Annotated in this window: 10 protein-coding genes; 7 read left to right on the top strand and 3 right to left on the bottom strand. The window is 44.5% G+C overall.

Translation table 11 applies throughout. From position 1 onward, the window contains the following. Positions 1–410: 410 nt before the first annotated feature. The 5 genes from nrdA to yfaE all read left to right on the top strand — a co-directional run bounded on the left by nrdA (position 411) and on the right by yfaE (position 5,849). Positions 411–2,687, top strand: coding sequence for a class 1a ribonucleoside-diphosphate reductase subunit alpha (gene nrdA / locus AC5JPT_RS01380; RefSeq protein WP_493843339.1), 2,277 nt, complete (start codon positions 411–413; stop codon positions 2,685–2,687). An 81-nt stretch (positions 2,688–2,768) separates the two neighbouring features. Then, positions 2,769–3,650: a P63C domain-containing protein gene (locus AC5JPT_RS01375; RefSeq protein ID WP_493856797.1), complete on the top strand. Its 882-nt coding sequence runs from the start codon at positions 2,769–2,771 to the stop codon at positions 3,648–3,650. 258 nt (positions 3,651–3,908) lie between these two features. Next, complete coding sequence (locus AC5JPT_RS01370) at positions 3,909–4,277, top strand: hypothetical protein (protein ID WP_493856796.1); 369 nt, start codon at positions 3,909–3,911, stop codon at positions 4,275–4,277. A 97-nt stretch (positions 4,278–4,374) separates the two neighbouring features. After that, positions 4,375–5,508, top strand: coding sequence for a class Ia ribonucleoside-diphosphate reductase subunit beta (gene nrdB / locus AC5JPT_RS01365; RefSeq protein WP_493856795.1), 1,134 nt, complete (start codon positions 4,375–4,377; stop codon positions 5,506–5,508). Between the two features lie 71 nt (positions 5,509–5,579). Continuing rightward, positions 5,580–5,849, top strand: coding sequence for a class I ribonucleotide reductase maintenance protein YfaE (gene yfaE, locus AC5JPT_RS01360; RefSeq protein ID WP_493856794.1), 270 nt, complete (start codon positions 5,580–5,582; stop codon positions 5,847–5,849). 133 nt (positions 5,850–5,982) lie between these two features. Here yfaE and AC5JPT_RS01355 read toward each other — a convergent pair whose 3' ends face one another. After that, the gene (locus AC5JPT_RS01355) at positions 5,983–7,311 is read right to left on the bottom strand and encodes a S1C family serine protease (RefSeq protein ID WP_493856793.1); all 1,329 of its coding nucleotides are present in this window, start codon (positions 7,309–7,311) and stop codon (positions 5,983–5,985) included. A 285-nt stretch (positions 7,312–7,596) separates the two neighbouring features. Here AC5JPT_RS01355 and AC5JPT_RS01350 point away from each other — a divergent pair, with 285 nt between their 5' ends. Both AC5JPT_RS01350 and AC5JPT_RS01345 read left to right on the top strand, forming a co-directional pair. Then, on the top strand, positions 7,597–8,415 hold the full coding sequence (locus tag AC5JPT_RS01350; RefSeq protein ID WP_493856792.1) for a Nif3-like dinuclear metal center hexameric protein: 819 nt from the start codon (positions 7,597–7,599) through the stop codon (positions 8,413–8,415). A gap of 983 nt (positions 8,416–9,398) precedes the next feature. After that, positions 9,399–10,607 (top strand): transglycosylase SLT domain-containing protein, encoded by a 1,209-nt coding sequence (locus AC5JPT_RS01345; protein WP_493856791.1) that lies wholly within the window; start codon positions 9,399–9,401, stop codon positions 10,605–10,607. Positions 10,608–10,735: 128 nt separating this feature from the next. Here the strand turns inward: AC5JPT_RS01345 and AC5JPT_RS01340 are convergent, their stop codons facing one another. After that, complete coding sequence (locus AC5JPT_RS01340; RefSeq protein WP_493856790.1) at positions 10,736–13,717, bottom strand: LysM peptidoglycan-binding domain-containing protein; 2,982 nt, start codon at positions 13,715–13,717, stop codon at positions 10,736–10,738. A 326-nt stretch (positions 13,718–14,043) separates the two neighbouring features. Further along, positions 14,044–14,538 (bottom strand): hypothetical protein, encoded by a 495-nt coding sequence (locus AC5JPT_RS01335; protein ID WP_319050289.1) that lies wholly within the window; start codon positions 14,536–14,538, stop codon positions 14,044–14,046. Positions 14,539–14,681: the final 143 nt, after the last annotated feature.

Below are 14,681 nucleotides of genomic sequence, written 5' to 3'. Positions count from 1 at the left end.
TCTGCGCCCGCATTATTGTCGTCATGACTGCCTTTTTCAGTCAACAATAACCGAGAGAATGAAAAGCGAAACGTCACGATATTTTTACAAAAAATTTATTATTGACCGCATTCGCGTCTAACCCTTATCCCATCGTCCTTTGCCAAAATTTGGACCGCCTACAACCTTGTAGCAACATAGTTTTATTCTAAAATCAATATAGTATTTTCAAAATTTTCCCGCTATATTGTGCCTACCAATTAACAAACACGCTATATGTAGTACTCAGTGATTTTAACCATCACTATGAGTAGTGGCAGTCTTTTGTCCAAAAAACGACCTATCACAACCCCGCATAATAGCGTTATAAAGAATGTCTGCCGCCCACTCGGCGCGTAGCATCACTATAAGCAATCAAAATAGAGGCCAGCATGACACATATTGATAAAATCCAAGTAACCAAACGTGATGGACGTTTAGAGCCTATTGATTTAGACAAAATTCACAAGGTAATCGCATGGGCTGCGGATGGCTTGGACAACGTGTCGGTATCGCAAGTTGAGCTAAAGTCGCACATCCAGTTTTATGAAGGTATCAAGACGCGTGATATTCACGAAACCATCATCAAGTCTGCTGCCGACCTCATCTCTGAGACCACGCCTGACTATCAGTATCTCGCTGCGCGTTTGGCTATCTTCCATCTACGTAAGATTGCTTACAACCGATTCACGCCGCCGCATCTGTATGACCATGTCAAAACGCTAACAGACGCTGGCAAATACGACCAACATATTCTAGCAGACTATAGCCGTGCTGAATTTGATGAGTTAGAAGAATACCTCGACCACTGGCGCGATATGAATCTTGCCTATGCCGCTGTTGAACAAATGGCTGGTAAATATCTGGTACAGGATCGCGTGAGCAAGACTGTCTATGAGAGCCCGCAGTTCTTGTATATGCTGGTCGGTATGTGTCTGTTTAGCCAATACGACAAGTCAGACCGTCTTGATTTCGTCAAACGCTTCTATGATGCGACCTCAGAGTTCAAAATCTCACTACCGACGCCTATCATGTCAGGTGTACGTACACCATCGCGCCAGTTTAGCTCGTGCGTATTGATCGAATGTGGTGATAGCCTAGACTCTATCAACGCGACCACTAGCGCCATCGTACGCTATGTGTCACAGCGTGCTGGTATCGGCATCAACGCAGGTCGTATCCGCGCCCTTGGTAGCCCGATCCGTGGCGGTGAAGCACAGCATACTGGCTGTATCCCATTCTACAAACTTTTCCAAACAGCGGTGAAATGCTGCTCACAAGGTGGCGTCCGTGGTGGTGCTGCAACATTGTTCTACCCATTATGGCATTTAGAAGTTGAGTCATTACTGGTACTCAAAAACAACCGCGGCGTCGAAGACAACCGTGTCCGTCATATGGACTACGGCGTACAGCTAAACAAAACGATGTACACGCGCCTAATCAAAGGCCAAGACATCTCGCTATTCTCACCAGGCGACACGCCAGGCTTGTATGATGCATTCTTTGAAGATCAAGACAAGTTCGAAGAGCTATACACCAAGTACGAAAACGATCCTAACGTACGTAGCCGTCAGATCCCAGCAGCAGACTTGTTCAGTCTAATGATGCAAGAGCGCGCGAGCACAGGTCGTATCTATATCCAAAACGTCGATCATTGCAACACGCATAGCCCATTTGACGCGACGGTTGCGCCGATTCGCCAGTCAAACTTATGTATGGAAATCGCGCTACCGACCAAGCCACTGGATAACATCAATGACGAAGAAGGCGAAATCGCGCTTTGTACGTTATCAGCGGTCAACTTGGGTAAAGTCGACAACGTCAGCGACATCGAAGAGCCAGCCGAGCTCATCGTTCGTGCGCTTGATGCCCTGCTCGACTATCAAGACTATCCAGTCAAAGCGGCTCAAAACGGCAGCATGCGTCGCCGTACGCTCGGTGTGGGCGTAATCAACTATGCGTATTACTTAGCTAAGAATGGCGCACGCTATTCAGACGACAGCGCGCTTGGTCTGACCCATCAGACGTTTGAAGCATTGCAATTCTATCTCTTGAAAGCGTCAAACAAATTGGCAAAAGAGCAAGGCGCGTGCCCTGCGTTCAATGAGACTACATATTCACAAGGTATCTTACCGATTGATACGTACAAAGCCGACTTGGACAAAATCTGCCAAGAGCCGCTACATCTCGATTGGGAAACGCTACGCGGCGAGATCACTGAGCACGGTCTACGCAACTCGACCCTAACCGCCTTGATGCCGTCTGAAACCTCTAGTCAGATCGCCAACGCGACCAACGGTATCGAGCCACCACGTGGTCTGGTCTCTATCAAAGCGTCAAAAGATGGCATCTTAAAGCAAGTCGTGCCTGAGATTGATAAGCTAAAAGATCAGTACGAGCTACTATGGCAAATGCCAAACAATGACGGTTACCTAAAGCTGGTCGCTATCATGCAGAAGTTCGTCGATCAAAGTATCTCTGCCAACACCAACTACGATCCTGTTCGTTACGCTGGTGGCCGTGTACCGATGAAGATATTGCTAAAAGACTTGCTAAACGCTTATAAAATGGGTGTGAAGACGTTGTACTACCATAACACGCGTGATGGTGCGAACGATGCCCAAGCGGATATGGAAGATGATTGTGCTGGCGGAGCTTGTAAGATCTAAGCTATTGAAGAATAGCGGGTTTGGCTTTTGGGTTGAATCCGCTTTTTGCCACTATGTCAGCTAATAAAAAAAGGATTTTTTATGCTCGTTTCAGAATATACAGGTACAATAAAAATTGCTGATGCAGAATTAGAATGTGCTGTTCTTAGTGATGGTCGAAGAATAATCAAGCATTCAGATGTTTTTAAAGCTCTGGGTAGAGAAGTAAGAGGTAATGCACGTTTACCTGACACTCCCTCTTTTATGGATGCTAAAAACTTACAACCATTCATTTCTGATGAACTCAATGAAGTAAAAGAAAAAATATTATACAAAGACGAAAACGGTAAAAGCTTTCAAGGCTTTGATGCCATCATTATCCCCTTAGTTTGTGAGCTATATATATTAGCCGATGAAGCAGGTGCAGTAACGTATAAAAACCAGAAAGACACTGCTATGCAAGCCTCAATTATTATCAGATCTTTAGCTAAAGTTGGTATCGTTGCATTAGTAGATGAGGCTACTGGTTATCAAAATATTCGTAAAGCTGAAGCTTTACAAGAGATTCTCAATTTTTATATTACTAAAGACCTTCTTGCATGGACTAAAACATTTCCAGATGAGTTTTATGAACAAATATTTAGATTGAAAGATTGGAAGTGGAGCACATTTAATAGACCTGGTGTTGTTGGAACCTATACTAACGATATAGTTTACGATCGAATGGCAGTTGGTTTAGTTAATGAGTTAAAAATACTCAACCCAAGAGATGAAAAAGGTCTTGCCAAACATAGGGACCATCAGCATTTGTCAGAAAACCAAGGAAGAAAAGCACTCGAAATGCATTTACATGCTGTAATTGGTTTAATGAGAGCATCTGATAATTGGGAAGAATTTATGTACTCTGTAAATAAAGCTTATCCAAAAAAAGGTTCAATTGGTGACTTATTCCCTGAAACTTTAAACCCTAAGAATCGTGGCTAGTTTTAGGTTGCGCCCAAACGGAAGAGTCGTCAAGGATAAAGAAAGATGCCCTAACACGGTCGTTTAGCCACGACTATAGCGGTATCCTGCTGACGACGATGGCGATGCAGTCCGTGACTGAACGTAGTATCGAGGCAACAGGAATGCGGTCAGACACAATAGACTGCACGCCAGCGGCAAGGCAGATACAAGCGGTAGGCGGGATTAGCTACTGCTAAAATTAAAACATACAGATAGAACTAAAACGACGGAGGTCATGTGCACTATACTGCAATCATCAAAGACGGTGGTTTGTTTATCCCAAACGTATTTTCAGACCTAAACGATGGTGGCTCGCATATCGTACAAGTCGAGGTTGATATTGCAGCGGTGCGTCAGCAGTTAGGTGTGGATGAAGCACCAAAGACAACGGTCGCCAAAAAAAGTGTGGGAAAATCAGCCAAAAAGCCAGTATCGAGAGCGGCTAAAAAAGACGTAAAAACAGCAGAAGAGTCTGATGTGAGCACCTTACGCAAAAGCGCACTTGATGAATTAGAAGCACTCGATGATAGTGAGCTGAGCGAGATATTCAAAGCCTATATGAACGATGGGCAAGAGTCGTCACAGATATCACTAGAGAACCTCTAAGCTAAAACGCTATAATCCAAAAACGTGTCATAAAATCAAATCAAAACCAGTCAAACCCCTATAAATTAATAACCGTATCAATTATAAAGGCAGTCCCATGACTTACTCGATTTTTTCTCAAACGCCAAACAATGCGCTAACAGAGCCGATGTTCTTTGGTCAGCCCGTCAACGTGGCACGCTATGACCAACAAAAACACCCTATCTTTGAGCAATTGATTGAAAAGCAGCTATCGTTCTTTTGGCGTCCAGAAGAAGTCGATGTCTCACGCGATCGTATCGACTTTAGCAATTTGTCCTCGCATGAGCAGCATATATTTTTGAGCAACCTCAAGTACCAGACCCTACTCGACTCTATCCAAGGTCGTAGTCCAAACGTGGTACTGCTGCCGCTGGTATCTATCCCTGAGCTTGAGACATGGATTGAGACATGGTCGTTCTCTGAGACCATTCACTCACGCAGCTATACGCATATCATTCGTAATATCGTCAATGATCCAAATATTATCTTTGATGACATCATGCAAAATGAGCACATCTTAGGTCGTGCCTCTGATATCGCTCAGTACTATGATGAGCTGTATCGCAACTCGCAACTATATAGCTTGTACGGTCCAGGTACGCACAACATCAATAGCGAGCAAGTCGCGGTTGATTTAAGATCACTCAAAAAGCAGATGTACCTGTGCATCATGGCAGTCAACGTCCTAGAAGCCATTCGTTTCTATGTATCGTTTGCTTGCTCGTTTGCCTTTGCTGAGCGTAAATTGATGGAAGGTAATGCCAAAATCATTAAGCTAATCGCTCGTGATGAAGCGCTGCATCTGACGGGTACGCAGCACATGCTGAACCTGATGCGCAACGGTCGTGACGATCCTGAGATGGTCGAGATTGCCGCAGAGTGTTATGAAGAAAGCATCGAGATCTTCCGCAAGGCGGCTGAGCAAGAAAAAGAATGGGCAGGCTACCTGTTCAAAGATGGCTCAATGATCGGTCTAAATAAAGACATTCTATGCCAGTACATCGAGTACATTACCAACTTGCGTATGGAAACCGTCGGCTTGCCAGCGGCGTTCCCGAACTCAAAATCAAACCCAATCCCTTGGATCAACACGTGGTTGTCGTCTGACAATGTGCAAGTCGCCCCGCAAGAGACCGAGATTAGCTCGTACTTGGTTGGTCAGATTGACTCTGATCTCTCAGACAGTGATTTTGATGACTTTGAATTATAAAAGCTTTGAGTTGTAACCGTTTTACGTTTTAGTAGTAGTAACAGCAAAGACATATCCCAATAGGATAAATTATGACGTGGGTAATGACCAGTAAAAAGCAGTTCTATCTACATGATGACGAGAGTCTGCTTGATGGTCTGCTGCGCACTGGTCATGAGGTCAACTATCAATGCCGTGAGGGCTATTGTGGTAGCTGCCGAGTCAAGCGTATTGCCAGCTCGCATACGGTGGACTATCCGTTTGATCCGCTTGCGATGATTGAGGACGATGAGATTCTGCCCTGCTGCTGCCGGGTACAAGGGGTTATTCATATCAACCATGACCCCATTGAAAAGTCATAATGCAATGGTAAACGCAAAACCCTAAGCTTACGACAGTCAGCGTTGCTAAAAGTGTTTCAAACCTTCAAACAAAAAGCGCGCTCCTTATTTAAAGGAGCGCGCTTTTTTATGCGACTAGCTAAATCAATACACCTTACTGTGCCGCCGTATCTTGCTCAAACAATTTCATCAGCTCTTCGCGCATACGATCACGCTCTGCTTTTGACATCATTGGCGCTTCTTCATCACTTTGAATACTTGGCTCTGCTTCCATACCGCCCATACTCTCTCCTTGCAGTACCACAGGACGCTCGATAGGCTCTTGGACAGGACGTTCCTCTAGCATAATTTTGACTTGTGCATTTTTGCCTTGGCGTAGTATCTGCGCATCCAGCTCAGTATTTGGCGGCTTGCGAGCGACATACTGGATCAAGGTATTGGCATCAGTCATCTCGACACCATCGATGGTTAGGATGATATCACCAACACGCAGTCCACTCTTGGCAGCAGGACCACCTTCGATGACATTTAGCACTTCCACGCCCGTTGAAGTCTCAAGCTGTGTTGGATCACGTAGCTGTGACTGAATCTCGATACCTAGCCAACCACGACTGACACGTCCATCTTTGATGAGCGCATTCATCACTTGCTCAACGAGCGCTGTAGGAATCGCAAAACCAATCCCCATCGAGCCACCCGAGCGTGAGAATATCACAGTGTTGATACCGACCAGCTCACCGCGCGCATCGACTAGCGCACCACCTGAGTTACCTGGGTTGATCGCCGCATCCGTCTGGATAAAGTCTTCGAATTTATTGACACCCAGTCCCGTACGTCCAGTCGCTGAGATAATCCCTTGGGTCACCGTTTGACCGACCCCAAATGGATTGCCAATAGCTAGGGCCAAATCACCGACACGAATAGGATCTTCACGGAAACCAAGTGGCGTCAGTCCTGTCATATCGACTTTGATCACTGCCAAGTCGCTGTCTGGATCGGTACCGATGACTCTAGCACGGCTCTTACGACCATCGTTGAACGCGACTGTAATCTCATCGGCTTTCTCGATCACGTGAGCATTAGTCACAATATAGCCGTCTTCTGATACGATGACCCCTGAGCCTAGATTGGTCGACCCTTGATCTTGTGACGGTCCGCTATAATTTTCAAAAAAACGACGCAATACAGGATCATCCATATAAGGGTGCTCCATCATCGCTTGAGTTGTATAGATATTGACCACCGACTGTGACGCGCGAGCCACTGCATTATGATAAGAAGATATCGGCGCTGGCGTGTCTGCCACTGGTGCTGAGGCTTGCTGCTCAGCTGGTGTGGTTCTTGGTGGTTCCCATGTCGCCTCTGATGTCGACTTCATACTCATAAACAACCAGATAAACGCTGCTAACACTAGCAACAATAAAACCCAAGGCAACCATTTTAATAGGGATGCCTTGTTATGGGTGTTCTGGGATGACGACATATAGAACCTCTATAAATGTAATGCAAACAAACAGTGAAAAATAAAGTTATAAGAGATAAAGTAAGTTGGTTGCGACTGATCGCATCTCATTGCCTGGCTAAGCAACGGATGCACAGATAGGCAGACTTACATGTATAAATTATAACCGCAATGCCGTGAAATAGTAACGTATCGTGTACCGTTTCAGTTATCCATCTTGTCTACTCTTTTGCAGCGTCATGTTAAAATAAAAACCATGTAAAATACTTGCCACAGAGACCGATACGATAAGAATAAGGAAGCCCAATGACCCAAGACACGACTAAATCTTTGACCAGTGGCATCAGCGCACAAGAGCTGACCCAGTTCTGCGATGAGTATTTATCTACCAGTGCATTCAAAGACTACGCGCCAAACGGACTACAAGTTGATGGTGGACGACCAATACAGCGTATCGTCACTGGCGTAACTGCTTGCGAAGCCTTAATTGATGCCGCCATTGCTGACAATGCTGATGCCATTATGGTGCATCATGGTTATTTTTGGAAAGGCGAACCTGCCCCGCTCACAGGTATGAAGGGTCGACGTGTCCGTAAACTCATGCAGCACGGTATCTCTATGATTGGCTATCATTTACCGCTTGATGCGCATCCTGTGGTTGGCAATAATGCCCAGCTGATTGATGCTTTAGGTATGACGATGACTGGTGCGCTCTATCCTCACGAGTCGCATCCTGTTGGTAATATTGCCACTTGTGCACCGCAAACTACTGATGATCTTATCACCACAATTACTCAAGTATTAGGGCGCGCACCGCTTCATATCTCAGCCAATTATGAAAACAACGCAGATGCTCACTCACAGAACAGACTGATCAAACGAGTGGGTATTTGTACCGGTGGTGCCCAGGATATGATTGACCAAGCGGCTGCTATGGGCTGTGATGCCTTTATATCAGGAGAGATATCTGAGCGTACCACGCATAGTGCGCGAGAGTTGGGTATCGACTATTTTGCCTGTGGTCATCATGCAACCGAGCGTGGCGGTATCCAAGCATTGGGCGATATCGTTGCTAAAGAATTCGAGTTACCAGTGACGTTTATTGATATCAATAACCCTGCCTAGGAAATCAGCATAGCGTGTATGGACAGTTACATGGTAGAAAAACAGATTGAAAATTGACAGTTTCGGGCTCATTTAAATTCACTGTCTATCTGTTTTTAGCCATTATTAGTCTTTTTGTGAATAACAAACAGTTAATGTACGGAAATTTAACCGTTTATGTCTCTATTGTTAAGTTTTATCGCTTTTTTCTTAACTCTACTTGAATAATACAATCGGTAACCGCATATTACTACCTGTAAGAAAGAACGTTTTGTCATGAAACTTCCCATTATTACAGCTTCCGGTTATGGCACTAGAGTGATATTGGCAGTAATCTAAGATTTTATTACACATGATAAGTAATGATATTTTAGAATGCTGGCCACTGAGACACGATGTATGCACTATATTTTGGCAACATCGTGTTTTTAATTTTAGTGTCGCGATGACAATATGACGTGGCTTGTTTTATTTGATAGCTACTGTACTTACTCTCATCGCTGGACAAGAAACTTTGTAGCAAGCCACCTTATTACTAATAACACAAGGTGTCGCCAGTTTTCAAAGTTGCATAGTAAAGGCAAATGAAGATATTTATTCTAATCTTAAAATATCTCAATGCTGCTTAGCGCTATGTCATTGTCCCAATGACTTACTCATGACCTTACCTATGTTTGATATATAGTTGTTTGACCATTAGCCACATCGAAACATTGATGAAGGAATCATCTGATCTATATCCTTCCTATAGTCGTGCGTCTAGATTTTGAGACGACTGTTGTGATGATATGAATGATACTTGAATCGCCGGCTAATGATCGCTCACATCGCTAACTCTTAGAGAGAGTATGCTAGTGGCACTGTATTCAAGCAAGATGATATGTACTTGTTTTATTTAAAAGTACCCTATCGTCTGAGACGCTATATCGATAGATGCAAAATGACGTGCACTTGTCTTTATGTGTTTTTGTGGTAAGAAGGATGGCTAAAATCAGGAGACATCCATGCAACGTATTACTTATCGTGTAAAAGTATCTGCGCAAGGGGCCAAACGCCGTATTTCTTATTTACTGCGTCCATCTAAACGCCTGCTTAACACCAAAAGTAACATCGTTTCATCCGTTACCCCTACTGCGTCAGGGCGTTTTGCCAGAACCAAGAAGCTGGCACAAGTATCCAGTATAGCGCTACTCTCTCTACCAGCACAGAGCCTAACGACAATGAGTAGTCCTGTACCAGCCTATGCCAACGTCATGCTGGAAAACACCTTAACCATTGCCGCAGTGCCAGGCGATAGTACCTATTTTGCAACTGACGGCTTCCAACATGGTTTTGGCTTTGATTTGGTGCGCACTTACGCCGACGAGCTTGGTGTTGATATCGACTTAAAAGCTTATGCTAACGAAGAAGCTGCGCTAAAAGCTATCAGATCAGGTGATGCTGATATGGCATTGACCACTGCCAGCACTAAGCTAAAAAGCCAACTTAATCTATCTTCTATCAATGTCAGCTGTGGTTATGATTTCAGCTTGACTAAAAATGGCTTGCACCCAAAAGTCAGTTGGACGTTTAGCTCATCTAATGACCCACTATCCAAAAAAGCCAGTTATTTTTTGTGTGATAGCATCAAGCTACAAAACACACAGAAATTGGCAGCATTCTACAATCAGAACTTGCTAAAGGACGCTTATAGTCAGGATCATTTCCAAAAAACGCTGACAGAAAAACTGCCTGATTATCAATCATCGTTTGAAGAGCAAGCGCGCAATTATAATCACGATTGGGAATTGCTAGTGGCGATGGGTTATCAAGAGTCTCATTTGGATGCCGATGCGGTGTCACCGACTGGCGTACGTGGTCTGATGATGCTGACCAATAACACTGCAAAAGCGATGGGCGTCTCAGACCGTGTTGATCCTTACCAAAGCATTGGTGGCGGTGCACGCTACCTAGAGCAAGTCAAAGACGACTTCTCTGATGTACCCAAAACAGACCGTATTTGGTTTGCACTTGCAGGTTATAACATGGGTCCCAATGCAGTCAAAAGAATTCAGCGTGAACTACGTGCTCAAGGTATTGATGATAAGAGCTGGGCGAACGTCTATGCTTATTTAGCAGATAACAAAGCTTCCAACAGTCGGTACGGGCAAGCAATGCATTATGTCAGTAACATCAGAAGCTACCTTGAGACCATCAAAACTCAAACTGTCTAGTCGATAGATCTCTATTGGATAGAAACTTGTAAAACTAAATATCCAAAAAAAAGCTGCTCTTATTAAGAGCAGCTTTTTTGTTATACGGTCAATCAAAACGATATCTAGATACCGTATCTAAGGTCTCATTAACGGTTGGGTACTGTCAGACGCTGACCACGCTGCAACATAGTGTCAGCAGCGATGTTATTCATATCAGCCAGTTCTTGCGTTGATACACCATACTTACGTGCTAGACCGATCAAGCTATCGCCTGAACCAACGGTATAGCTTACAGTTACTTTTGGTACTTTAAGGGTTTGACCACGCTGTAACTGTGCGTTAGTTGCCAGATTATTCGTCGCTGCTAAATCCTCAACAGAAACTCCAAATTGACGTGCCAAAGCAATTAAACCATCACCTGATTGGACTTTGTAGTTTTCAGTGTTACTCAGTTTTGTTCCGCTACTCGCAGAGCTGCTGCTGTTACTACTAGTAGAACTACTGCTTTGACTACTGCTAGAGGCACTTGCAACACTGCCACCAGCAGGAATCGTAATCGTACGACCCAGTATCAAATTAGAAGTGGTTGTTAAGTTATTCGCTGATGCCAAATCGCTCAAGCCGATGTTATAGCGTCTCGCCACACCAGTTAGCGTATCACCTGATTTTACTTTATAGCTAACCGCTTTATCATTGAGCTGACGATCAACCAATTCTTTAGAAACAGGTACTTTTATCGTTTGACCACGTTGGAGACGTGCTCTTGCATCAAAGTTGCTGTTAACAGCAGCAATCTCTGCGGCACTAACACCCACACTATTGGCAATGCCAATCAAGGTGTCACCTGATTGTACCTTGTAACTGGTGGTCGCTACTGAGCTTGCGCTATTGGCACTACTAGAGCTTGACGTACTTGCTGTATCAAAATTAACACTAGCTGGTACTTTTAATGTCTGACCAACATATAGTGAGCTGTTGGTATTGATACCATTTAGGCTGGCTAATGTGTCTGTTGATACATTGAACTGACGCGCTAGAGCAATCAGACCGTCTCCTGATTTTACTTTATAACTCTTGGTTGCGGCGCTTGACTTGTTCGACCGAGTAGAAGGTGCCGCAGGTGTTGTCGCCGGTGCAGTCACTTTGCCCGGTATCAACCACAACTTTTGTCCTCTAAGCAGATCTGCACGACTACTAAGATTGTTGTAGCTGGCAAGCTGAGTAACTGACAAACCAAAGCGATTTGCCGTACCGATGAGCGTATCTCCGCCTTGTACAATATAGCTATCAGGCTGACTGGCTGCAGTATTATTGGCAGCAGCCAATGGCTCGATAGACTTAGCATTGTATAGATATAACGTACTACCAGACAATAAGTTGGCACTGGCGTCTATCTGGTTCCACTCTGCGATATCACGCCAGTTTACCCCAGCACGGCTTGCAATATTCGATAGGGTGTCGCCACGCTTGACTGTATAAGTACTGCGCGTGCCTTGCGGTTTTGGCTTGCTGGCCGATGACTTTGCAAAGCTAAGTTTTTTCTCTGCACCACTTGCTTCTAGGATAGACTGCTGCGTTTGAACGGCTGATAGGTTAATATTACCATCAGCATTAATTACGTTAGTTTCAGAGGTGCTTCTACGAATTTGATTGGCAATGAAATCACGCTCTTCTTTACTCAGTGGTGGCTCTTGGACAATCGTATTGTTCTGAGTGATTTGAGCTGAAGTGGTCGGTAGACTGTTGCTACTCTTAAGCTCAGCATTGATTTTTTTGGTCTCAGCGTTGGTCAATGGTGGCTCAGTACGAACTGAGGCACTACCGCTATAAACAGAGCTGCTCGTCGTTTGAGCCGATGGTGAGATATAGCTTGTCGTTTGCTGAGGGACGCTAGCGCTAGCAGCATAATCAGCCAAAGCGCTGCTGCTAGATGGTAGTGATGATGAGGTATATGGCTTGTTATTATAGCTTGGTGTCGTTGACGCCGGTGTGCTTGTATTACCAGATGCCAATACGTTACCTGTACCATTGCCGCGCAATAGGCTCAGTTTAGCATCAGCATTTAGGCTAACATCGTTAGGAATAATGACACGCTGCGGACCTGAAGAATCAACACGACCTGAGGTCAATGCCGTATTGAGTCGTTCGAGCTCATCATAAGTCACACCTGTGAGCTGTGACACTTCAGACAAGCTCACACCATAGTTGACTGGCACACTACGGAAATGCTGACGGTTGGCAATAGCCGGTAGGTATACGCCATACTGTTCAGGTTTGGCAACGATCTCGGCAACTGCCAAAAAGCGTGGCACGTAGTTCATGGTCTCTGTAGGCAGCTGCAGTGACCAGTAATCTGTTGGCAAGCCGCGTGCAGCGTTCGCATCAATGGCTTTTTGTACACGACCAGGGCCTGCATTATAAGCTGCTAACGCAAGCTCCCAACTACCAAACTGGTTGTGCAGTGCGGTCAAGAAATCATAAGCGGCACGGGTCGACTCAATCACGTCACGGCGACCATCATAGGTACTGCTTTGGTTCAAACCATAAATACGGCCCGTACTTGGAATAAACTGCCATAGCCCTGCAGCGGCTGCACTACTGGTGCCGCTTGGATCATACGAGCTCTCAATAACGGGTAGCAAAGCCAGCTCTGTCGGGATATTACGTCGCTCAGCTTCTCGTACCGTATGATAAATATAACGGCTGGCACGCGCTGTTAAACGGTTTAGGTAGTCTTGTCTGCTAGTAAACCAGCTTTTTTGTCCTTCGATACGCTGATTATAAATCGGCTTACCACCATTCATACGGTAACCGGCACGCAGGCGATTCCACAAATCACCATACTGTTGAATGGCAAGCTGGTTGCCCTCCACCATTGTCATGTCAGTTGCTTCTAACAAATCTGCCAACTCATCTAAACTCTCTGCATCCAAAAATGCAGTAGAATAGTCTGTACTATTCGTCGCCACTTGAGTAGCAGGACGTTTAGTAACAACAGATGAGCTATTAGTCGCACCTGTGTTTTTTACTGCTGAGGTGTTGCTACACGCACTGATGAGTAACGTTGATACTGCAAGCGTCAAGGGTAACGCGACAAACGAGCGAGATTTTGATAGCACAGTAGACATGGTATTGGAGGTTTCCTAACGACAGAAAGTGATAAGATAAAGTTGATAGATAGTATAGTATGCAACGTAAAGCAAAAACCAGCCTAATATAAAAGATAGTAATGATCGTTTAGAGAATCGTTTAAAGCTGGTACCTTTCAAAGGCTTTCGATGTCAGACCTTTAACGTCAAAATCCTTAGTCATAAGTTTTGGCATCGACAATCAGACTGATTACTTTTTCAAAAAATAACCGTTTTTTGCTTTGTCTGACGGACATGCTTGGCTACCTACTCTTTTTGTTAACAGATAATAGGCAGCAGCTAATTACGTTTGTTCTGAGTCAGACTTAATTAATAGCTACTTGCGATACTGCGCGCAGTAGTATGGCATTACCAGTAGATACTGTCAGCGTTACGCGAGAGGTGGTAACAAATGATACTGGCTGACCGTTTTTAATCCAGCTTTCGTTTGTTGTGACATTGGCTTTGGCCTGATCACCTGTGATGACCACATTATCTACTGATATGTCATAGCGATAATTCGACGTATCGTTCCAGCTATTCTGCAATAGTCTCAAGTAGGCGTCTTTATCTAGGCTAGTCGACTTACCCTTTCTAGATAAAGAAATCAGCGCATCATCAGATACAAGACGCGCCACTTGATTGATGCTTTGGTTATTTGCAGAGGACTTCATTGCTGCTGCATAATTTTGCACCAAAGCTTCTGTCATCGTGGCAGCTTGTGCACTGATGCTAATGGTGCTGGCTACTGCTACTATCGCAGTGATGCTGGCGCCTTTTACCAAGAGAGCTAATAGCCCATTACCCAATAGTTTTTTCATGATAATCCTTAGCGATATTTTTCGTTAGCGTCATATAGTGACGATCAACGCTCTTTATCATTTATTTTGGCAGTACGTTTTTATAGATATATCTGTATGATTATACTTATATAATATGCCGAGCCTATCATCGAATTCTCACA

The organism is Psychrobacter sp. H26, assembly GCF_059073035.1.
This window is presented reverse-complemented; position numbering and strand designations above follow the sequence as displayed.